This is a genomic window from Sunxiuqinia elliptica, from assembly GCF_900113005.1.
Classification (GTDB): domain Bacteria; phylum Bacteroidota; class Bacteroidia; order Bacteroidales; family Prolixibacteraceae; genus Sunxiuqinia; species Sunxiuqinia elliptica.
The window spans coordinates 870,811-893,559 of sequence record NZ_FONW01000002.1; the positions used below are offsets into that span (position 1 = coordinate 870,811).

General features: G+C 43.3%; 14 protein-coding genes. 9 read left to right on the plus strand and 5 right to left on the minus strand.

Translation table 11 applies throughout. The annotated features are described in order from the left end of the window. Positions 1-45 precede the first annotated feature (45 nt). The 8 genes from BM156_RS08330 (at position 46) to BM156_RS08365 (ending at position 13,864) form a co-directional block, all read left to right on the plus strand. Positions 46-657 carry an RNA polymerase sigma-70 factor gene (locus BM156_RS08330; RefSeq protein ID WP_093919361.1) on the plus strand — a complete coding sequence of 204 codons (612 nt, stop codon included), beginning with the start codon at positions 46-48 and terminating at the stop codon, positions 655-657. 141 nt (positions 658-798) lie between these two features. Beyond that, entirely contained in the window at positions 799-1,782 is a 984-nt protein-coding gene (locus tag BM156_RS08335) for a FecR family protein (protein WP_093919362.1), read from the plus strand. Between the two features lie 158 nt (positions 1,783-1,940). Continuing rightward, on the plus strand, positions 1,941-5,237 hold the full coding sequence (locus tag BM156_RS08340; RefSeq protein WP_170846898.1) for a TonB-dependent receptor: 3,297 nt from the start codon (positions 1,941-1,943) through the stop codon (positions 5,235-5,237). Between the two features lie 12 nt (positions 5,238-5,249). Then, entirely contained in the window at positions 5,250-6,779 is a 1,530-nt protein-coding gene (locus BM156_RS08345) for a RagB/SusD family nutrient uptake outer membrane protein (protein ID WP_093919364.1), read from the plus strand. Positions 6,780-6,790: 11 nt separating this feature from the next. Then, positions 6,791-8,965, plus strand: a complete 2,175-nt coding sequence (locus BM156_RS08350; RefSeq protein ID WP_093919365.1) for a hypothetical protein — start codon at positions 6,791-6,793, stop codon at positions 8,963-8,965. Positions 8,966-9,091: 126 nt separating this feature from the next. Then, positions 9,092-10,390: a hypothetical protein gene (locus BM156_RS08355; protein WP_093919366.1), complete on the plus strand. Its 1,299-nt coding sequence runs from the start codon at positions 9,092-9,094 to the stop codon at positions 10,388-10,390. Further along, positions 10,383-11,612: a hypothetical protein gene (locus BM156_RS08360; protein ID WP_093919367.1), complete on the plus strand. Its 1,230-nt coding sequence runs from the start codon at positions 10,383-10,385 to the stop codon at positions 11,610-11,612. The genes BM156_RS08355 and BM156_RS08360 overlap by 8 nt, the downstream gene beginning before the upstream one ends. A 17-nt stretch (positions 11,613-11,629) precedes the next feature. Then, complete coding sequence (locus tag BM156_RS08365; RefSeq protein ID WP_170846899.1) at positions 11,630-13,864, plus strand: GH92 family glycosyl hydrolase; 2,235 nt, start codon at positions 11,630-11,632, stop codon at positions 13,862-13,864. A 78-nt stretch (positions 13,865-13,942) separates the two neighbouring features. On the opposite strand, the gene BM156_RS08370 is transcribed toward BM156_RS08365, so the two are convergent. From BM156_RS08370 to BM156_RS08380, 3 genes are all read right to left on the minus strand, one after another. Further along, on the minus strand, positions 13,943-15,136 hold the full coding sequence (locus BM156_RS08370; RefSeq protein WP_093919369.1) for an AGE family epimerase/isomerase: 1,194 nt from the start codon (positions 15,134-15,136) through the stop codon (positions 13,943-13,945). After that, positions 15,133-16,311, minus strand: coding sequence for a glycoside hydrolase family 130 protein (locus BM156_RS08375; protein ID WP_093919370.1), 1,179 nt, complete (start codon positions 16,309-16,311; stop codon positions 15,133-15,135). The genes BM156_RS08370 and BM156_RS08375 overlap by 4 nt, the downstream gene beginning before the upstream one ends. A 195-nt stretch (positions 16,312-16,506) precedes the next feature. Further along, a complete protein-coding gene (locus BM156_RS08380) occupies positions 16,507-18,333 on the minus strand; it encodes a sodium:solute symporter family protein (RefSeq protein WP_093919371.1) in 1,827 nt (608 codons plus the stop codon). 151 nt (positions 18,334-18,484) lie between these two features. Between BM156_RS08380 and BM156_RS08385 the strand changes: the two genes are divergently transcribed. Beyond that, on the plus strand, positions 18,485-19,369 hold the full coding sequence (locus BM156_RS08385; protein WP_093919372.1) for an AraC family transcriptional regulator: 885 nt from the start codon (positions 18,485-18,487) through the stop codon (positions 19,367-19,369). Between the two features lie 106 nt (positions 19,370-19,475). Here BM156_RS08385 and BM156_RS08390 read toward each other — a convergent pair whose 3' ends face one another. Both BM156_RS08390 and BM156_RS08395 read right to left on the minus strand, forming a co-directional pair. Continuing rightward, positions 19,476-20,900, minus strand: coding sequence for an alpha-L-fucosidase (locus BM156_RS08390; RefSeq protein ID WP_244525722.1), 1,425 nt, complete (start codon positions 20,898-20,900; stop codon positions 19,476-19,478). Between the two features lie 225 nt (positions 20,901-21,125). Continuing rightward, positions 21,126-22,730, minus strand: a complete 1,605-nt coding sequence (locus BM156_RS08395) for a SusD/RagB family nutrient-binding outer membrane lipoprotein (RefSeq protein WP_093919374.1) — start codon at positions 22,728-22,730, stop codon at positions 21,126-21,128. Between the last annotated feature and the right edge of the window lie 19 nt (positions 22,731-22,749).

Genomic DNA, 22,749 nt, shown 5'->3' on the forward strand with positions numbered 1-22,749 from the left:
ATGTGTGATTTTTAGATCGCAGGATTTTTCTATTTTTACGTCTCCATGAACCAACTTAAAAACACTAAACCAGCGCCAAATAGCTTGCTGTTTGATGATGAAAAGATGTTTGAATTCATCTTCAAAGCATACTATTTGCGGCTTCGAGCCTTTGCCCGAAAGTTTATTCGGGACCATGAAGTCGCGGAGGATATGGTGCAGGATGTGTTTTTAAAGGTTTGGCAGAAACGAAAAACGATCCAAGAGGATACCTTCGAATCTTACTTGTTTACCTTGATGCGAAATGCCTGTTTGAATCATGTAAAGCATCAGAAGATTGTTAATTCTTATCAGCTTGATTTAGAACAATCTCAGACGGAGGAAGGGCTTTATTATGCCGACTTCTTCAGTGATCCATTTCATCAAACGATTTTCAATGAGATTCAGCAGGAAATTGATTTGGCCATGCAAAAGCTGCCGGAGCAAACAAGAAAAGTTTTTCATCTTTCGCGGTTCAAAGGATTGAAAAATACCGAAATAGCTTCGTTGCTCAACATTTCGGTCCGCACGGTCGAAAAGCATAATACCAAAGCTCTTCACCGAATAAAAGCTCATTTGTCAGCACACTACTTGTATGTTGTTGCAGTCTTGGATCTGCTAAAAGAGATCAGTAATTAGTTCCAAGTTCCAAGTCGTTTGAAGTGGTTTGAGGGTGTCCGAGCATCCGATCATTTAGAAAATCAGAATAAAAAAACTTACAAAGAGGGGGGCGGTATTTGTTTGCTTGGTTGTATTCCTTAATAAGAAAGCATCAAGTTTATGAATACAATGAGCGAAGAATTAATGAATGGTTATCTGAATGGGACTTTATCTCAGGCCGAGGAGCAAGAGCTTTTAGCGTGGATTAAAGAATCAGAAGATAACTTGAAGGCGTTTAAACAGTTCCTTTCAGACCATCAGTTTTCTCAAAGTTTGGGAGATGAGACGTTGCAGGCATGGGCAAAACTCAAAGTAAAACTAGCATCTCATCCGGAGCGAAAGAGCAGTCGTGTGCTGCAATTACCAAGTTGGGTAAGAGTGGCTGCAATTGCTGTAATTGCTTTGTTAGCTGGCTTTTTTGTCAACCAGTTTTTGCAGTCCGATATGTCGGCATTGGCGCTGAATGAGATCGTTGTCCCCAATGGAGAAAAGGCTCAGGTTCGGCTGTCGGACGGGACCGTTGTTTATTTAAATGCAGGAACAACATTTAGTTATCCGGCCGCCTTTTCTCAAAAGCAGCGGGAAGTGATTTTGGTGGGAGAAGCTTTCTTTGAGGTGAGCAAAGACCGCTCAAAGCCTTTCATTATTGAAACTCCGGATTTTGATGTGCGGGTGACGGGAACCTCATTCAACCTAAAAACTTACCCTGAGGATCATGAGAATTCATTGACTTTACATTCAGGATCAGTAGAAATTACCCAGGCTGGAAAAAACTACCAGCTAAAACCCGGAGATCAATATACGCTTAACACAGAAACACAGCAAGCAAGTGTTGGAAAGGGAAATCTGGCTAAGTCACGACTCTGGAATGAAGGTGGGATTTACTTGGAAAATCTCGATTTGGAAGAAATTGCAAGGGTGCTGGAGCGAAAGTTTGATGTGGAGCTGATTATTGCGAAGGAAGAATTGAAGGTGATCAGGTATAACGGACAGTTTAAAGCACACGAAAGCTTGGAAGAGGTGTTGCATGTGATTCAGAAAACATCGCCTGTGAAATTTGACTACGAATTGAACGAAACCAAAGATCAAATTACGATACACTAATGAGATAAAAAAAGAAGGCGGAAAATGTTGCCCCATTCTCCGCCGGATTGCAATTTAATTACATACAGTAACTTAATTAACATTTCAAATTTATGAAAAAAAATTGTGAAATGAGGGATTCTCTGTTTTGGAGAAAACTCTCTAAACTAGTACTGATCATGAAATTTACAACCTTATTGATGTTGTTATTTGCAGTGCAGCTTTCAGCAAATGTTTACTCACAGCAAACACGGTTGAAAGTTGATTTCAATCAGGCAACATTGAAAGAAGTGATTGAAAAGATTGAAACCCAAACCAATCTGACTTTCTTTTATAGCAGTGATGTGCTGAACATCAACCAAACAGTGACCTTAACAAGTAAAAGTATGTCGCTGGAAGATGTGTTGCTACTTATCAGCAGTCAGACAGGGCTTTCGTTAACTGTTGATCAGGATCATATTTTGGTGAAGAAGGAAGAGGCTGGCAAGTCAATGATGGTTCAACAAGTGGGGAAAGTCTCGGGTCAGGTAACCGATGCCTCGGGACAGCCACTGCCGGGAGTGACCATCGTTATTGAAGGAACAACCAAAGGAGCCATAACGGACACCGAAGGGAATTTCTCTTTGAATGACGTTCCATCCAAAGCTCACCTGTTGTTCTCGTTCGTGGGGATGGAAAGCCAGCGTGTTGCTGTTTCAGGGAAAACATCGATCAATGTGGTGCTGGAAGAAGAGGCCATTGGAATTGAAGAGGTGATTGCTGTGGGCTACGGAACCATGAAAAAGAGTGACCTGACGGGAAGTGTTGCTTCCATTAAGGCCGATGATATTAAGGTGACGCCTTCCGGTTCTGTTGAAAAACTTTTGCAGGGGAAAATTGCCGGGGTTCAGATTATCAACCCTTCGGACGATAATCCGCAAGGGGGAGCAACGGTTCGTGTACGTGGAGCCAGTTCAATCAATGGTTCGAAAGCGCCATTAGTGGTGGTTGACGGTTTTCCGATGGGCGATGCAGGAAGCCTGAATATGATCAACCCAAACAATATTGCCAGCATTGAAGTTTTGAAAGATGCTTCGGCAACAGCGATCTATGGCTCAAAAGGGGCAAACGGAGTCATTTTAGTTTCAACAAAAAGAGGGCGTGTTGGAGGAACCAATGTCTTTTTCAATACAAAAACAAGTATTTCACAATTCAGCGATGAGCTGGATTATTGGAAAGACCCGGTGAAAATGGCGAAGCTTGAGAATGAAGCATTCATCAACCAAGGGCTTGAACCGCTTTATCGTGGTGCGAGAAACACGCTGGGAATTTATTATCCATCTGTTGAGCAGTTGGAAAGTGGTGCTTGGCCATATTATACCGACTGGACCGATTACGTTTTTCGTACGCCTTTGAACCAGGAATACAATGTTGGTGTGGAAAGCTCAAACGATAAAACCAGCTTTTTCCTGAATGTTGGGTACTACCAGGGAGAAGGGATGCAGGTAAAAGATGACTACAATAAATTCAGTGCCGATGTGGTGGTCGAGCATCAGTTACTTGACAATCTAAAAGTTCAAACGAAGTTTGGAATGGTGTCAGGCAATCGGAACCGAAATGGCGGTCTGAATTATGGCCGAAATCCAATCTTCCCGGTTTATACAGGGGATGGTTCTTATTTTAAAAGCTATTCCAAAGATTATGGCAACGTAGTGGCTTTGCTCAATGAGCGCACTAGTTACAATAAGACCAAAGAGCAGTTTGCTCAGCTTAAGTTTGATTGGGAGATCAGTCGAAAATTCCGGCATACCACTCAGCTAAATTACCGTCATGTGAGTTATATGGCAACATCTTTCTACCCGATTATTTATACCGAAGAAGGAGATCAGAATCATGGGCGGGGAACTTTGACCATGACGACAAATGACGCCGTGGTTGGTGATACTTACCTGACTTATGAAGAGGCTATTGGAAAGCACAACTTTTCGGTAATGGCCGGAGTGTCGTACGAAAATGATACCTATCGAAGTTCATTTTTAGAGAGCCGCGAATTTACCAACGATATTTTGCGTGAAGAAAACTTGTCGGCCGGGTCAATCAAATACCTGGGCAATGGCTACGGTTCACCTAAACTATTGTCTGGAATCAACCGGATCAACTATTCCTACAACAACAAATACCTGTTTACATTTACTTCTCGATTAGATGGTTCATCAAAGTTTGGCGAAAACCATCGCTGGGCGTATTTCCCATCGGGGGCTTTTAGTTGGAGAGCTTCAGAGGAGGACATGATTAAAGCATTGGGCGTTTTTGATAACCTGAAGTTTCGTGCAAGCTATGGTATTTCCGGAAACCAGGGAATTCCTTCAGGCTTAACTTATGAGCGTTTTGGTGAGAGTTATTACTACACCGATGGTGAAGAGAAGATCATCAACGGAATCGGTTACATTGCATCGCGCGGGCGTTTTGCCGAGTGGGGTGGAATTGCGAATAAAAGTCTGGGTTGGGAGCAAACAGCTCAGGCAAACCTTGGGGTAGACATGTCCTTTTTTAATCAACGTTTGAATGTGGTGATGGATGTGTACAGCAAGAAAACAACCGACCTTTTGCGGAAGAAGTTTTTGCCACCAAACACCGGGTTCGATGAAATCTGGATTAATGATGGAGAGGTTCAAAACAAAGGGATTGAATTGTCATTGTCCGGCGACATTATTCGTGGGAAAGATTTCAACTTTTCAGCCGACCTGATTTTCTACAAAAACAAGAATAAGGTGGTTAACATTGGTACCAAAGAAGGTGCCGGCTACAATGTTGACGAGTATGGTAATCAATATACATTCTACGGCTCACGAAGAGTGCTCGGAACCGACCAGGTGGTGAATGTGCTGGCTATTGGCAAACCCATCAACGTGTTTTATGGCTACAAGGTTGATGGCATTATTCAGGATGGCACTAAAGAAAGTGAGTTGCTTCAACCCGGAGAATACAACTATGTGGATTTGAATAACGATGGTGAGATTACTTCAGCCGACCGGACGATTATTGGCGATCCGAATCCGGATTTTACGGGAAGTGTAAACCTGAATTTAAGTCATAAGTCGGGACTTTCGTTAAGTATGATGTTCTACGGCGTGTATGGCAATGATATCTTTTCACTTCGTAAATTAACCACTCCAAGATTAGTGGAAGGGCGCTGGACTCCTACCAATCCCAATAACGATCGTCCAAGCTTGCGTTCTGGAAGACAATATAAAATTTCGGACTGGTTTGTTGAAGACGGTTCTTTCCTGCGTCTTCAAAATGTGACGCTGGGCTACGATTTTAAACGGAACTTCCTGGGGTTCTTTAAGGAAGCTAAAATTTATACCAATGCAACCAACTTGTTTACCATTTCAAATACAAGTGAATATGATCCAGAAGTGGGCGAAAATGGTATTGGCGGGAATCCTTATCCAAGGGTAAGTGCTTTTACTTTAGGAATCAATGCTAAATTCTAAAACAACGAAACAATGAGAAATAAAATAGTCATTCTAATTCTGGGAATCGTACTTTTTTCATCTTGCGAAAGCTGGGTGGAAGAGAACCCCTACGGAGTTTACTCCAACGACAATTTTTTCGAATCGGCAGATGATGCGCTTTCCGCTTTGCTTTATGCGTATGATCCACTGAACTACATTGAATATGGATCGCGGTTCATTTTTGATATTGCCGATGCGACTACCGACCAGATGATTACTTATGGAAAAGGAGAGCAGGCTTATCGTATTGAGATGTTCAACTGGACGTTTACCTCTTCGAATACGGTTATCTCAGGCTTCTTTAAATATTGCTATTTGTCCATTGCCCGGTCCAACTCTGTTTTGGAGAATATTCCGAAAATTGAGTCCATCCAGAATGGTGTAAGGGATCAATACATGGGAGAAGCTTATTTCTTGAGAGCTTTTAACTACTTCTATCTCGTTCGAACTTATGGCGAAGTGCCGGTGAGAACTAAAGTTGTGGCTGACATCAATGACGTTAAAGTTGATTTTTCTTCGATTGAAGAGGTGTATGCTCTCATTATTGAAGACTTGGAAAAAGCAGCTGATTTGATGAGTGTGCGCAAGCAACAGGGGCGGGCCGACCGGGTGGCTGCTCAGGCTTTGCTGACAAAGGTATATGCTACTTTGGCTTCGTCTAAAATGACCGGAGCAGAAGGCTATGACTGGGTTGCGGACTATGAGACCATGTATGCCGAAGCAAAGAAATACGGACAGCTGGTTGTTGAAGGGCAGGGCGATTATCGACTTGATCCGGATTTATTGGGACTGTACGAAGTTGATAACCATGAAACGAGTCCGGAGCATATTTTTATGCTTTCGCAAAAACGGTTTTTAAGTGGTGAAGAAGGAAACTTTTCGCAGATGCCTCAAATGTTTGTCATTAGTTTACCCAAGGTGTATGTAAGCAGCGAGCTGGACATGGTGGGGAATGTGTATCCTATGGTCAACAATCAAAGCTGGGCCGTTTTCCGGACCGATTCAACCTTTTATAAAAGTTATGCTGAAAACGATAAACGTCAGGATTTGTTCGTATCAAAAATATACGATGCCAATGGTTCATTATTGGCTGAATATCATCCCTCGAATATTGATAGCGAAGATCAGATTTTGAGCGCTTTTTATTATCCGTTTTGCCGGAAGTATTCCGATCCTGAATCGGACGGAACAAAAACCAGTGCCAATCCTTACTTCATTCGTTTTGCTGATGTGGCTTTATTGTATGCCGAGGCTTGTGGCAATACCGAAGAGGGCTACCATTGGGTTAATCAGGTGCGCTCACGGGCCGGACTCGACGAGTTGGATACGGGTTTGTCGTTGGATGATTTTAGAAAAGCAGTCTGGAATGAACGGAAGTATGAGTTGGCTTTTGAGGGACACCGTTTGTACGATTTGAGACGGACCAACCGCGTGGTTGAAGAAATCACGAATAAGACTGTTGACGCTAACTATGCCAACTTTTTCCCGATACCACAAAGAGAAACTGATTTAAACCAATAACACAAGAACCAATGAAAAACAAGATAATAAGTGGCCTGCTGCTTTTGGCATTTGTGGTGGGGCAATACAGTTGTAAAGAAGATGAATTTTCGCAAGGAACTCAGGTTTCCTTGACCAGCCAGGAAGAGGTGAATAGCTTTAATTATCCTCGGGAGATTGATGTGCTGAAAATATCAGGAGAAGGAATTACCGATCTTTCTGCGGTCTCTGTTCAGGTTGTGAACACGTTAATTGTTGAAAATACTGGAATAACAAATGTTGATTTGCCGAATTTAAGTGCTGTGCGGGTGGCTTTAGTGGTTAAGGATAACCCTGCATTGACTCGGTTTACCGAAGTTCCGTCCTTGAAATTTTTAGGCGGAAGTGTTGAGTTTGATAACAACGACAATCTGGAAGATATCTCCGGATTTGACTCGTTCGAGTTTGTGAAGGGAGAATTGATCATTCGCAATAATGACAAGCTTGGTGAGGATAAAGATTGTGCCATTGAGGAAGGAAGCTTTTGCGGATTGTTGAATCTATACAATGCGGGAGTGCTTGAAGGAAAGGTTACGTTGAGTAACAACCATCCGAGTTCAGTTTCTGATGTCAGCATGATTGGTTCCATTGCTCGTCAGAGTGGCTACATCGATTATGTTTTGACTTCGCAGGCTGCGATTGATCAATTTACACCCGCCAAGGATACCATTGGTAACCTGACCATTCGAGGAATTGATATTGGTTACATCGGCTCGATTGCACAAAAAGTGAAGGTGGTTAAGGGAACAATTACCATTCAAAATACTTCGGTACCAACAACAGAAGGCTTCTTCGATGTTGTTCGGGCCGATAGCAGTGTTTACCTGTTGGACAACCCGGAACTGAACAACCCGAATGGCTTTAAAAATACCAGTCGAATTAATGGAGATTTGGTGGTGGATAATTGTCCTAAGCTGCCATTTGCATGGGCTCCTGATGCCTTTACAAAAATCGATTCAGTTTATGGGGACCTGATTATCCGCGACTGTCCTCAGTTTATTTCCGGAGCTATTGGTTTGCAAAGCTTGGTTTATGTTGCTGGCGATTTTGAAATCTCAGGTAGTGGGGGTGATCTTTGGAACTTAGGTTCCATGAATCCTGGAATTAAATACATTGGTGGCGACCTGACTTTCTCAGGAAACCAAGTGGTGAATAGCCTCGATGGATTCCAAAACCTGGAGTATTTGGGCGGTGATAGCATTACCATTGTGGACAATGGCGGTATTCCTAAATACTCCGGTGAGGATGGCCCCGGTTTCTGCCTGTTGCGAGAAAAGTGGGCTGAAGGTAAGATTGCTGCTTCGGTTACTCAGCTGAAACGCTCAGGTGAAGAGAATTACATCGATTTTAATGCCTTGCGAATGTGTGATGGAAGTGATGTGCCTCAGTTTACTTCGTATAGTTTGAGTAGTCAGGGAGAAGTTGATACGTTTCAACCGGCCAATGATACCATTCAGGATTTGATCATTGAGGGAGGAAGCATTGACTACATTGGCTCAATTGCCGAGAAAGTAAAAGTGGTGATGGGGGATGTTCGGATTGAGAATACGGCACTCACGACCACCGAAAATTTCTTTGAGTTAATAGAATTTAAAGGGAATATTGAACTGCGTAACAATGCGAGCATGAATAATCCCAATGGCTTTAAACACATGGAAGTGATCTATGGTGACTTGGTTCTTGAAAATTTACCACAAATGCCTTTCAACTGGGCCCCTGATGCTTTGACTAAAATTGATTCTGTCTACGGAAGTGTCGTCGTCAAGGACTGTCCTCAGTTTATTGACGGAGGTATTGGCCTGCAAAGCCTGGTTTATGTTGGTGGCGATTTTCATGTTGAAAATAGCGGAAGTGAAGGCAATAAGCTGTGGAATTTTACGACAATGAATCCGGGACTGGATTACATTGGAGGAAACTTGATAATCAAGTACAATCCGTTTGTCAATAGCCTTGGAGGCTTGGATCAGCTAAGCTTTATTGGAGGCGACCGGATTGAGATTGTAGAGAATGGATGGATTGCCAATGAAACAAATGGAAACGGGCCTGGAATGTGTAGAATAAGAGAATACTATGATGATGGCGTAATTCAGAATGACGAAGTGGTAATTGTATTAAAACGAAGCAACGAAGATGCCGTTGATTTCGAAAGCTTAGTTCGTTGTAACTGATGAAGTCATTTTCTTTCGATTTTAATGAAAGAGTAGCGTAGTCGATTATGCACCAACACATCTGGTTTGGTGCATAATCTTTAACAAAGACTTGTGGCAGAAGCAAGTCTCAAATGAAAGGTATTTATGAAAAAACATTGGAAATATTTACTGTTGCTGTTATTGGTTCCTGGACTCCTGGCTTGTGGTGACGATCCAAGTCCGCTGCCCGATGATTCGGATGATGAAAATCCAACAACTTTTGAACGAAGCTATGCCTTTTCCGAAAGTATGCCCGAGAATGTGCTTCGAAGTTATTTAAGTCGTTCGATCACCATGGCGGAGTTCCTCACGGCTGATGAGTTTATCTACGATTCCGCAATTCCCCAGCGGGAAGACGATGAACGCATGCTTATTGACATGGGCGCTAAGTTTATTGGGCGGTCAATATTTATGTGGGGCTCGGAGAATAAAGCAGCCAATCCGGATTTTTTTGCGAAAGCCAAACAACGCTTGGAGCAAATGCATGCATTGGATGGTGATTTGATTTTCCAGGCTTGTATCTTCGAAATTATTACCACAAAGGTGAATGAGATTGCCGTTCCGGCTTGGGTTTTCGAAGCATTCAGTTTGGATGTTGAGGATCGCATGTTTGATTATTCAAAGATGATCAACACCTCGGGCAAGTTTGTGAATCAATGGGCTGATGGGGCTAGCGTCCCCGATGTGAGTCGGTTGGAAACCCGGATGTGGTTCTATTTTTTAGCGAAAAACTACATCGATATCGGAATTGAAGCCATTCATTGGGGGCAAGTTGAACTGGATGCCATGGCTGACAAAAACAACAACTACGAAGGTTGGAACGATGTGCTGACCCGTGTACGTGATTACGCATCGGAAAATGCACGTCGAAAGTTTATTCTTTCTGATGGGCATGTGCCAAGTGGTGGGCTTGTTGTAGATGGAAACTTACTGTTGGACTTTCACAGTTTTCCACTCCGGATGCGGGAGATCTACGGAAAACCTCAGGAGGCTGAGCTGGTGCTTTATTACGAAGATGCTTTTTATCGCCGAAGCAAAGGAGGAATAACGCCAAGTGGTTGGGAGAGTGAAAACTTGCCCTATTTGGTGGAGTTCGATAATTTTGGAATCTCCAGCTTTCCGGGAGAGGCAAAGTTAAGTTCTACCTGGGTGTGGGGCTACGATGAAATTACCTGGTTTAGCCTTCAGCCAGAAGACTACCGAAATGAATTCTTAAAGTATGCCTGGGATTGGATTGAAGAATATGATCCCATCGGCAACCTGCAAATGCCTGGAAACCGAAAGGTGGTTCCTTATGCCGGTTCATGGAATGAACGTTATCGTGCCAATAGGAAAACGGCCGATTTTGAGCATGGTTACAGTCAGGAGGAAACAATCAAACAAATTTGGAGTGACGATGAATAAGTGGTTAGGATTGTTGGCGATTTTGCTGTTGATGGGCTGCGCAGGAGCTGTAAAACAAGATGATCCCTATTTTTTTGAAGGGAGTATTTCTGAACCAGTTCTGCGAAACTACTTAGCCAAAGCAGTAACCATGTCTGAATTTTGTGTAAAAGCAGAGCTGGCACAAGATGGTTATAATCCCTGTAAAGACGATGATGTCCGGTTTTTGGAGAGCATTGGAGCGAAGTTCGTCGGACGGGCTGCTTTTCGCTGGGGGAACGAGGATCAACTAAACAAGCCTGAGTTTCAGAATTACATGAAGGAGACGATTGAGCGGGTTCACGAAAAGGATGGTGATGTCATTTTTCAGGCAGCTATTTTTGAGGCTGTATCCAGGCAAGTGAATCAAGTGCCAATTCCAGCCCGTGTGTTTGAAGCTTTTGGGCATGAAGTTGTGCATCGAAATTTCAACTATGGTGCAATGTTGGACGATTCCGGACGTTATGTCGATTTATGGGGAGCAGGCTGCAGTGTCCCTGATTTAACCAAATTGGAAACTCAATATTGGTTTTACTTTTTAGCAACCATGTATATCGATGCCGGATTTGAAGCGATTCATTGGGGGCAGATTGCCTTGATTGGAATGAATGATACGAATCATGCTCAGTTTCAGCAATTGTTGGATCAGGTTCGAACCTATGCGTCGATCCATGCCCGAAGAAAATACCTGTTGTTTGATGCGCACACTCCCAATAAGGGGGTGGTGGTTGATGGTCGTCTGCTATTGGATTTCCATTCTTTTCCGTTACGGGTGAAGGAGCTTGCAGGAAAGCCCATGGAAGGCATTTTTGAAGTAGGGCATTTAGATGCTTTGTACACCAAAAGCAAAGGGGGAATAGCGCCCAGTGGTTGGCACTCTGAGAGCTTGCCTTACCTGGTTGAGTTCGATAATTTTGGAATTAGCCAGGCGCCCGGAATTGCCGATACCACGTCGCACTTTGTGTGGGGTTACGACGAAATTACCTGGTTTAGCATGCTGTCGCTTGAAGATCAGTCAGCGTGGATGGCTTATGCTTATCAGTGGCTTCAGAAGAATGCTCCCAATGGTTATTTACAGATGCCCGGCGTTCGAGTGTTGACACCAGGAGATGGTTCCCGACGAATTTTTAAAGCAAATGATCGGGAGTTTTGCCCAAAAGGTGCTAATTTGGAAGCTTCAATCAAGCAAGTCTGGAATAATTAAGCCCAAAGATTAAACCGATGAGAAAAATTTTTAACCTTATAGCCTTGGCCGTTTTGGCCTTTGGTGTGTCGTGTTCAATTCCGAACAATGGGGATGAGTCAGAAAATTCCCCCGTTGACTATGTTAATCCGTACATGGGGAATATCAGTCACCTGTTGGTGCCTACCTTCCCAACCATTCATTTGCCCAACAGTATGCTGCGTGTGTATCCTGAACGTCGTGATTACACCGAAATCAGGCTGAAGGGATTGCCCTTGGTGGTGACCAGCCATCGCGGCAGTTCGGCGTTTAACCTGAGCCCTTTTCAGGGAGAGGAGAAGGATTTAGCTCCGGTGATCAACTTTAGTTACGATCAGGAAAAGCTGACTCCTTATTCTTATTCAGTTTTTTTGGATGAACAGCAAGTACAAGTTGACTTTGGCTTGTCACATCAGTCGGCGGCCTACGAGTTCAAGTTTATGCAGGATGCACCGGCTTACCTGATTCTGAACTCGGGCAATGGAGCAATGAGCTGGGATGGAAAAGCTTTAAGCGGCTATCAACTTATCGAGAATAATACAAAAGTGTATCTCTATTTAGAGCCGGAGGTTATGCCTCAAATAGTGGGATCGCTGGTTGATGGCAGCTTGCATGCCGGGAAAGAGGTGGAAGGCCGGGATGCTTGTTTGGTGCTGAAGTACCCTCGGGGAACCAAGCAGCTTCGAATGCACTATGGAATCTCGTTTATTGATGAAGCGCAGGCTAAGGCCAATTTAACCCGTGAGGTGGCCGGCAAAACGGTTGCCCAATTGCAGGAGCAAGGACGCGACGTTTGGAACAAAGCTCTAGGTAAAATCCAAGTTTCAGGAGGCACAGAAGATGACCGGACTGTCTTTTACACGTCGTTGTATCGTTGCTACGAGCGTCCGGTGTGTATTTCAGAAGATGGCCGTTACTACAGTGCATTTGATGGAGAGGTGCATGCTGATGCCGGTCGGCCATTTTATACCGACGATTGGATTTGGGACTCGTATCGGGCACATCATCCTTTGCGTATTTTGCTTGATCCGAAAGTGGAAGAAGATATTTTGCATTCTTTTGTGTTGATGTCGGAGCAGATGGATAATTTTTGGTGGCCTACTTTTCCTGAGATTACCGGTGATAGCCGTCGGATGAATTCAAATCATGGCGTTGCTTCGGTAATTGATGCCTATCAAAAGGGATTGCGGAACTTCGATTTAGAGAAAGCTTACCTGGCCTGCAAAGGAGCAATAACCGAGAAGACCTTGGCTCCGTGGTCGGGCATGTCGGGCGGAGAACTCGACCAGTTTTATAAAGATCACGGCTATATTCCGGCCTTGTACGAAGGGGAGGAGGAAACAATTCCGGAGGTACATGACTTTGAGAGTCGTCAGCCGGTTGCGGTTACCCTGGGGACTTCGTATGATGAATGGTGTTTGTCTGAGATCGCCCGGATCCTGAGAAAAGAAGAAGATGCCCAGAAATTTAAAGAAGCTTCCTTCAACTACCGTAACCTGTTCAATTCTAAAACTGACTTCTTTCACCCGAAAGACAAGGATGGGAAGTTTATTGAGCCATTTGATTACAAATTTTCGGGGGGCATGGGCGCCCGGAAGTATTATGGTGAAAATAATGCCTGGGTTTATCGCTGGGATGTTCAGCACAATATCCCCGACTTGATTGAGTTGATGGGCGGAAAAACGAATTTCATCAATCGTTTGGATGAAATGTTTACTGAGCCTTTAGGACGAAGTAAGTATGCATTTTATGCGCAATTGCCCGATCACACCGGAAATGTTGGGCAGTTTTCGATGGCGAATGAGCCTTCGCTACATGTTCCTTACCTGTACAACTATGCTGGCAAACCTTGGAAAACCCAAAAGCGCTTGCGTAAGCTGTTGTACGAGTGGTTTCGCAATGACCTGATGGGCGTTCCGGGCGATGAAGATGGGGGAGGCATGTCGGCCTTCGTCGTTTTCTCAGCCATGGGCTTTTATCCGGTAACCCCCGGATTGACTACTTACTCAATTGGTAGCCCGGTGTTTGAGCAGGTGACAATTAATTTAGGAAATGGAAAAACATTTGAGATAAGTGCTCCTCAAGCATCATCGGAGAATAAGTATATTCAGTCAGCCAGTTTGGATGGGCAGGCCTTGGTGAAGCCCGAAATTTTGCATGAGGCTATTTTGAATGGAGGGAAGTTGGTCTTTGAGATGGGCCCCAAAGCGAACCGTTCATGGGGAGTTGAATAATATTGGTATAAGTTTTATCAACGAATAAAAAAGGTACGAATTCTAAAATGAGTTCGTACCTTTTTCTTTTGGCTTGACTTATTGCAGTCGTTTCAGAATTTCCAGGCAGCCTCTGCTATTGTGGTACGGACATTTCCAGAATCCGGCTTTCACCTGGGATTGGTCCGGCTTTAGATCCTGATTAACGGACCAGTGCCATTCCCCATATTCGATGTCAAATAAGTTGTTTTTAGTGAACTCCCAGACTTTAAGCGCTTGGGTTAAAAACTGTTCGTCTTTAGAAAGTTGCCAGGCGTTAATCAAGCCCACAATTGCTTCAATCTGTGGCCACCAATGATAATCGGTATCCAGGTGGCCGGTTGCCCGGTCAAATTCATTGAGAACACCACCATCAGTAGTGATGCCTTCCGCTACAAATATTTTTGTCATTTGGATAGCCAACTCTTTAACTTCTTTCAATTCAGTTGGAGTGGCTACCTCTTCGGCTGCTTCGCATAGCAGCCACGAAGTTTCAATGTCGTGTCCGTAAGATACCAGTTGGCTTTTGATGTTCCAGTCTTCATCAAAGAACATGTTGAGGTGAAAATCAGCCCGAATAAATTTCTTTTTGAATAGTTGGAGTAATTTATTTAGTGCCTGCTTGACCTTTGGGTTGGGATAAACCTGGGCTAAACTTGAATAGGCCTCCAGCAGGTGAAGGTGAGTGTTTAGGATCTTCTTTTCATTCAGATCCTTCTCGCTCAGTCGCATGTCGTCTAGTTCGTTCCATTTTTTGTCAAATGCATCGAGGTAACCGCCATGTATTGGGTCTGTTGCTTTTTCTTCCAGCAAATCAAAAAGGCTGATTGCTAAGTCCAGAGCTTGCTGTTCTTTGGTTAGTTGGTAGTAGGCCGACAGGGCATAGATGAAAAAGGCTTGTGCGTAGATTTGTTTTCGGCTGTCTTGGTTTTTCCCTTGATAATCCACCGTCCAGACAACTCCACCAAACTCCTGATCCAGAAAATGATCCAGTAAATATTGATAGGCACGCTTGGCCATTTCAATATGTTCGTGTTTTTGAGATCGTTGGGCAACGGTTGAAAAAGTCCAAAGGATTCGTGTGTTTAAAATGATTCCTTTGGGAGCATCTGGAACCGGCTTGCCAAAGAAATCTAGTTCTCCCAGGAATCCGCCATGGTGCTGATCTGGCATTCGGCTATGCCAAAAGTCCATGATGCGGTGCAGCTCTTGCTCAACTTCGTGTTTGAATTGATGAATTAGCTCTTGTTTCATTTTACAAAGGCTTCGTTTCGGGTGATTAATTCATTGATGGTATCTACCGATTGGGCTGAGTGAAAATGATCCTCGGGAGTATTCATTACATAGTCAACCAGTTGGTCAACACTGGATGTTGCCACATGCATACGAGTGTCTGATGAAGCGTAATAGATGTAGATTTTGCCATCATCATCTGCAATCCACCCATTTGAGAAGAGTACATTGGAGACATCGCCAACCCGCTCGTCATCTTGCGGTGCCATAAAATATCCACCTGGATGATGGGTAACTTTATCCAATTCAACCAAATCAGTCATGAACAGGTACAACACATAGCGAAGTCCTGCTGCGGTATTGCGCACTCCGTGAGCAAGGTGCAGCCAACCATGCTTGGTTTTGATTGGAGCGGGCCCCAAGCCATTTTTCAGTTCGTAAACGGTGTGGTATTGTTTGTTTTGAATGATGCACTCATTTTCAACCTTCGGGTGTTCCATCCGATCGATAAATCCAAGGCCAATACCACCGCCACTGCCCACATTGATGAATCCATCCTGTGGGCGGGTGTAAATGGCATACTTGCCATCGACAAATTCCGGGTGAAGGACCACATTTCGTTGCTGCCCCGAAGTGGAGATCAGGTCTGGAAGGCGTTTCCAGGTTTTCAGGTCACGACTTCGGACGATGCCAGCGTTGGCAACAGCCGAACTGGTATCTCCATCAGGAGCATTCGGATCTTTTCGCTCAGTGCAAAAGATGCCATAAACCCAGCCATCTTCGTGGGCGGTCAAGCGCATGTCGTAAACATTCACATCCGGATCTTCGGTTTGAGGGAGGCTGATTGGCCGATCCCAAAAGCGGAATTGGTCAATACCATTGGGACTTTCGGCTATAGCAAAGAACGATTTGCGATCCCAGCCTTCGACCCTTGCGGCTAGCAGGTATTTATCCTCCCACTTGATTGCTCCGGCATTAAATACAGCATTGATGCCAAGTCGTTCCATTAAAAAGGGGTTGCGCTCTGGAGATAAGTCAAAGCGCCAGTTTAAAGGTGCGTGGTCTGCTGTAAGTATGGGGAATTGGTAACGTTCAAAGATCCCGTTGGATCGTTCTTCTATTTTATTTTTACGCTCAATCAGTTGCTTGTGCTTGTTGGAGAGCAGGTTGAGGCGTGTTGTAAAAAGCTTGTTCATTATTTAGATATTAGATTGTTAGATAATAGATTTTAGACAATAGATGTTCAGATTTTCAGAATCAAGAACTAAGAGCCACGTCTGACCGCATCAGCCGGGCAGGAGGGACCAAGGCAATAGACACTTTGGTTTTAGACAAGCACTTATAATCGCTCAAGTACTGATCACCGTCCACCCATCTCAGATCACTGATTATTAAAACTCATTTAGTTTATTCCACCAGGTTTTCTTCATGATAAAGACACAGACAGCTATAACGATGGTGGTAAGCACCATCGGAATGTTTTGTTTCAGTACAAAATAGATGGGAAGTAGCACAAGGGCTGTTTGCCCAATGATTCCTAAGGCGACATTGAATGCATCACGCTTAAAGCTTGTTTTCTTGATAAAGGCTGGATCTTCAGCCACGACTTTTTCATGTATTGGTTTCCAGAATCCCCAAGGGCGTACATTCTTGTAAAATGACTTCAAAACGCCTTCCTCTGTTGGTGGGGCTAGGTAGGTTCCGACGATACAGCCAACTGTCGAAATGAGGAAAATCAGTGGGAAATAGTACAAGTCCAGCGTTTCTGTGAATACGTAAGGGAAAATCAAGGCCGGAATCAGGCCGGCAACCATCCCCCAGAAGAAACCACTTCCATTGAATCGCCACCAGTGCCATTTTAAAACGTTGGAGGCAATGTAACTTCCATATAATCCGGATACTAACCATTGCAGGATGGAGTTAATGTCGGTTGCGAAAATTCCAAAAATGATGCTGATGGCAACCACAACAATTCCAGTGGTGTAGTTGGTTATTTTAATCTCACGGTTGGAAGCATTGGGTTTGTAATAGTTGAGGTAGATATCGTTTACCAAATAAGCCTGTGCTGCATTTAATGTACCGGCAAAAGTGGACATAAAAGCAGCGAGCAAACCGGCGAGCAATAAGCCAGTAAAGCCAATTGGCACAAACTGGTTGATTGCTGATGGTAGGATTTGCTCAAAATCGATCTTGCCGGCTATGACCAGGTTAAGCTGGTCATAATAAAGAATGGCCAAAACGGCAAAGCCGGTAATCATCAAATAGCGAACGGGAACGAGGACGACACTCACCAAACCACTCATTTTCGCAGCTTCTTGAGGCGATTTGGTGGATAAGATTTTTTGCATGTCGTAATTTGGAATTGGCCCGGCTACACTGGCTAAGACTCCTTTGAATAGCATCATCATGAAAAAGATGCTGAAAAAGGAATAGCCATCTGATGCAATTTTATCATTCATCTCATTAATAATACCAGTCCAGTCGAGATCTAATTTGATGCCGAAGAATGGATTCATCCAGCCGTCGGGGACATTTAGGCTCTGATGCCCCAAGGCTGTCATGGCGATAACTGCTATAACAACAGCCGAAATTGTCATGATGATGTATTGAATTAAGTCGGCCCAGACAATCCCAGACATTCCGCCAAGAATGGAGTAAAACACCGCAAAAAGGGTGAAGGCGATTCCGTAAACATGGGGAACGTACTCTGCTGCTACATGGAACGGGAAGTAAGGTTGAACAATGTCCCAAGGGACAAAGATTTGAACAAATTTTCCCAGTCCAATGAACCCATAAGCCATCAAGCCCAGGCAGTTGATTAAAGCAAAGGCAATAACAATTGTATGCGAAAGTTTGGCTTCACGGCCTGAGCCAAAGCGGGTTCTGATCCATTCAGCTCCGGTGGTTACGTTCGATCTTCTTAGCCACATCGACAGGTAAACCATCAGGAAAATTTGGTTGAACGAAGGCCAGAGCCAGGGGATCCAAACGCTCTTTAATCCGTAAACAACGGCCAGGGTAACCATCCACATGGTGCCTGAAATATCGAACATCCCCGAAGCATTCGATAAACCCAGCATGTACCAGGGGAGTTTGTTGCCGCCAAGCAGGTAAGCCGATTTATCGCGTTGTGCCCATTTTCGAAGAACCAGCCCAATGAGGACCGTAATGGCCAAATAGGCAATGATTACAGAGATGTCAATGATACCGAGTTTCATATGTTGTTAGTTTAAGTTTTTTATTGTGTGTTAGCTTATTATGTGAAAAATCAAGGGTAATTGGTAAGACCTTGAAAATGATGGATCAAAAATATTTTATATACTTGCAGTTGGCAAATACTATTTTATCAATTGTTTGTATTATCGAAATATGGAATCTGCAAAATCGACTTTTTTTAATCGGGAAATTACACCATTGACAGCTGAGGATTGTTTGTTGGTCTTTGATCGCTGGAAGGATAAATTTGACTTTCCAGCGCATTTTCATCCGGAGTATGAGTTGAATTTCATTGCGCATGCCCCCGGTGTAAAAAGGATTGTTGGCGATCATATTGCAGAGATAGGGGAGTTGGAACTGGTTTTGGTTGGCCCCAATTTACCTCATTGTTGGGAGCAGGGTAATTGCCGGTCAACCAAGGTGCGGGAAATTACCATTCAGTTTCACCGCGACCTGTTTGATGAAAGCTTGCTGAATCGGAACATTATGCAGCCTGTTCGCGATCTGTTAAAGCGCTCCTTGTGGGGAGTAACCTTCTCCGAAGAAACAACTCGGCAAACACAGGAGCGCATTGAAAAGCTGGCTAGTTTGAATGGTATGGATGCTTTTATGGAGTTGCTCTCGCTGCTTTTCGATCTTTCCACCTCCAGAAATCAGCAAACTTTGTCTTCGACAACCGGGAAGCATGATGATTTTTACAGTAACGAAAAGGTTCAGCGAGTTTATGAGTTTGTTCAGAAGAGTTACATGCGCAAGATTAAAGTGGAGGAGGTGGCCGATTTGTTGCATATGACCGAAGTGTCGTTCAGTCGACTTATCAAACAGCGAACCGGTAAAACTTTTGTCGATTTTTTGAATGATACGCGCATTGGTTTTGCAACGCGGCAGCTTATTGAAAATAACGATAGCATTTCAGAAATTGCTTTTCGCTGTGGGTTTAATAACCTGGCTAATTTTAACCGGATATTTAAGAAGAGAAAGGGAACCACTCCAACGGAGTTCCGGAATAATTTTGCGGGGATCCGTCGGGTGAATTAAAAAAACAAGAACCCTGTCTTTTAAAAAAACAGAGTTCTTGTTTATTGCGTTGTTTCAGCTTTTTTCTACGACAGAGAGTAGACAGTGCATCGTTTTGTTCTTGATTTTAATCTTCCAGTTTGTCAATTTTCAGAACCCAAGCTTCGCTGTGCTTTTGTTTTTTTCTAATTGACTCCGGGATTTCAACAACAAAGCCTTTCCCTACCTTTTCCCATTGAAGTTTTACATTGCTACCGAGCAATGTAACAGTAGCTTTTTTAGCCGGAGCAAATGTTGACATCCAGAGTTTAGATGGAAGTGATTTTTCATCTTCATCTGCCAAATAAATGGCGTAAACTGCTTTGGTGTGGCGGTTTTGCGTCAGGGCAACTTTGCCTTCTTTGTACGGAGCAATCGCTCTGGAGCTGTAAATAGCCTCTCCGTTAATGTCCATCCAGTTTCCAATTTGTTCCAATAACTCGTAGGCTTCAGGATCAAATTCTCCTTCAGGAGTTGGTCCGATATTCAGCAATAGGTTTCCTCCTTTGGAAACGATATCAACCAAGGTGTGGATAATCTGGTTGATAGATTTGTACTCCCGGCTTTCACGCCACGACCAACCGTCAGCAGATCCTGTTAAACAGGTTTCCCATGGAACAAGTAGAGCTTCTTCCGGAACTTTATTTTCCGGTGTGATGTAGTTTTGGTTGTGACCTTCAACGGCGCGGTCAACAACAATAAGTCCCGGTTGTTTGATCCGTGCTTTGGCGGCAATCTCATCCATTCTTAAATCCTGACTTTGCAGGTTAAATTGCTTGAAGCCTTTCATGGCACGGTAAGCCCACAATTCCTGTTCGGTGTATGGTTGCACCCAGCCCCCGTCAAGCCAAAGGATGTCAATGTCTCCGTAATTGGTCATGAGCTCATCAATTTGGTTGTGGGTGTATTGCACAAAGTTTTCCCACCGCTCAGGATAGCGCTCAATGTTGTAGTTGGGGTTTCGGTCGGCCGTTGCATTTTCGGGCCACCAAAAATAGGGCGAACTCCAGTCAGGCTTTGAAAAGTAAGCACCAATCATAAATCCTTCAGCTCCAAATTCCTTGAAAATTTCTTTGGTTACATCGGCTTTGGGATTGGTATGAAAAGGCGTTTTCTCGCCGGTAATTTTGTAGTCTGAGTATTGGGTATCATACATCGCAAAACCGTCATGGTGCTTGGTGGTGAAAACAACATACTTCATCCCGGCTTTTTTGGCTGCTTTAGCCCATCGTTGAGGATTGAATTTTACCGGATTGAAGGTGGTTTGCAGGTTGTGATAGTCCTTCTTGTACTCTTCGTAATTGTCGTTGTTACGAAAGCGTTTAATCCATTCTTCATCTTCGCCACAAATTGACCAGGATTCGATAATTCCCCATTGGCTATAGGTTCCCCAGTGCATCATCAGCCCAAATTTAAGGTCTTGCCATTGCTCCAGTTTTTCCAGAACTAAAGGATCTGTAACCGGAACATATTTTTGCTTTTCTTCCTGTGCTGAAGTGTTAATTGTCAGCATTGCTAGGATAGCTAGTAGCAAGAACTGGCCCCCCTTAAGTAGCTTTTGGGATTGTAACATAGTAAAAACAAGTTAGCAGTAATTGAATAATAGTGTGGCTAAAATAGAGAATAAAAAAAATGCAACTATACTGGTGTGTCCTGTATCAGTATTTATTGCAAAAAGACTAGTCCTAAATAGGAGTAATTGATTATTTAGGACTAGTCAAAAAAGAAGACTTAATAATTATTTATGCCAAAATAGCTTTTTATTTGAAGTATTATTTCCCTGTGTCGCATTTTGAAAGTTATCGTTATTATATAGCTTTTCACTCTCAGGATAAATTACATTGTAAAAACTATAGTCTCCGTCACTATAGTTTCCGGATTCATCTCGCGGGGTTAGTTTTGTTCTACGATAAAGGTTAAAACCGACCCAAGGCTGCATAAAGGAATCAATCCAAATCTGTTTGTAAATTTGATTTAAAGCTGTTGATTCATCTGAACTATAAGCAGCAAATTCTAAATAATCATCAATCTGAGTTTGCGATAAAGATGGTTTGTTAATTTTCCATCGCTCACATGGCTCAACAACCTGGTTGTACCAAAAATCCAACGATGCTTTTATTCCGTTCTCATACTCTTCTTTGGCTAATGAATTATTTTGAGACACCCCAATTCCCCTGTTGTAAAGTTCTGCTTTCAGAAAGTGGACTTCTGCTACAGTTATAAACATTTGAGGGATAAACTCGCGATCGGATACCAGGTAGAAGTTTACGGGAGAGTAGCGGCATCCTGCTCCTTTGTTGCTCCACTCTTGCTCGGTAGCCCCTTCTCCTCTTCCATCAGGATAAGATGCAGTTAAGTATGCTCCACGGTCTTGCACCGGAGTCGATGCATCCGGGTTTTGTGGATATGCTTTCCACTCACCGTCAATGTTTGGTTCAAAAAACACGTAGCATCGCGGATCAATAATTCCGCTTCCGTCTACATTGTCATTTTTCGACATCTGATTCCACATGGCAGTCCCCAAACAAGAGTTATTATTTTCTCGGAATGAAGCCGACCTTGAGTCTACACTCCAGTTTCCCATATTACCGGGCCACAGACCTATTGATTCGTCTCCTTCTATTAAAGGTCTATTCATAGCCTCGGTTAATAAGGGGACATAGAAATCTGAATTGGTATGTTGTACCTGTAAGGCGTAGCGAAGTATTATTGAATTGGCAAATTTTGTCCACAACTCAAAGTCTCCTTTCAAAAACGTGTCATTATTCCCAAATGTTAATTGATCAGTATCACTCGTATTCATTAATACCTTAACAGCATCATTCAACATGGTCAAACATTCTTTGTATATCTGTTCCTGATCATCATATTCAACCTTGTAATATTCTGCCCCCAAGTCAGCTTTACCTGCATTAGAAAAAGGCATGTCGCCCACGTAATCAACTGTCCTTAGTGTTTTATATGCCCAGAGAATATTCAAACACGCATGTGCTTTGTCTGTCTTTAAGCTTTGTGTTTCATCCAACATTTTTTGCAGCAGATGTATGTTTTTTAGTGGGCCGTAATAAATATTCCATATATCATTGGCACCGCTGCTTAAAGGACGTGCAGGAGTAACATTCCCCAATTGTTGCGATTGGAAATAGTATTGTTCATTATGTATAGCTGCTATTTCGTTGTATCCTAATGGTAATGATTCTTTTATAATTCCATTAAACAGGGTGTAAACTGATGTTTCTGTTGGGTTCTTAGGATCAGTATTTAATTCTTCAAACCCATCCGTACAGCTTCCTGCCAATAGGAACAGGAATGATGCACATAGATATATTATATTTTTCTTCATTGTATTCTTTTTTACAGGT

Excerpts from the sequence above, each read along its gene's own strand:
- BM156_RS08330 (WP_093919361.1), top strand. The coding sequence starts at position 46 with ATGAACCAACTTAAAAACACTAAACCAGCGCCAAATAGCTTGCTGTTT.
- BM156_RS08335 (WP_093919362.1), top strand. The coding sequence starts at position 799 with ATGAATACAATGAGCGAAGAATTAATGAATGGTTATCTGAATGGGACT.
- BM156_RS08340 (WP_170846898.1), top strand. The coding sequence starts at position 1,941 with ATGAAATTTACAACCTTATTGATGTTGTTATTTGCAGTGCAGCTTTCA.
- BM156_RS08345 (WP_093919364.1), top strand. The coding sequence starts at position 5,250 with ATGAGAAATAAAATAGTCATTCTAATTCTGGGAATCGTACTTTTTTCA.
- BM156_RS08350 (WP_093919365.1), top strand. The coding sequence starts at position 6,791 with ATGAAAAACAAGATAATAAGTGGCCTGCTGCTTTTGGCATTTGTGGTG.
- BM156_RS08355 (WP_093919366.1), top strand. The coding sequence starts at position 9,092 with ATGAAAAAACATTGGAAATATTTACTGTTGCTGTTATTGGTTCCTGGA.
- BM156_RS08360 (WP_093919367.1), top strand. The coding sequence starts at position 10,383 with ATGAATAAGTGGTTAGGATTGTTGGCGATTTTGCTGTTGATGGGCTGC.
- BM156_RS08365 (WP_170846899.1), top strand. The coding sequence starts at position 11,630 with ATGAGAAAAATTTTTAACCTTATAGCCTTGGCCGTTTTGGCCTTTGGT.
- BM156_RS08370 (WP_093919369.1), bottom strand. The coding sequence starts at position 15,136 with ATGAAACAAGAGCTAATTCATCAATTCAAACACGAAGTTGAGCAAGAG.
- BM156_RS08375 (WP_093919370.1), bottom strand. The coding sequence starts at position 16,311 with ATGAACAAGCTTTTTACAACACGCCTCAACCTGCTCTCCAACAAGCAC.
- BM156_RS08380 (WP_093919371.1), bottom strand. The coding sequence starts at position 18,333 with ATGAAACTCGGTATCATTGACATCTCTGTAATCATTGCCTATTTGGCC.
- BM156_RS08385 (WP_093919372.1), top strand. The coding sequence starts at position 18,485 with ATGGAATCTGCAAAATCGACTTTTTTTAATCGGGAAATTACACCATTG.
- BM156_RS08390 (WP_244525722.1), bottom strand. The coding sequence starts at position 20,900 with ATGCTGACAATTAACACTTCAGCACAGGAAGAAAAGCAAAAATATGTT.
- BM156_RS08395 (WP_093919374.1), bottom strand. The coding sequence starts at position 22,730 with ATGAAGAAAAATATAATATATCTATGTGCATCATTCCTGTTCCTATTG.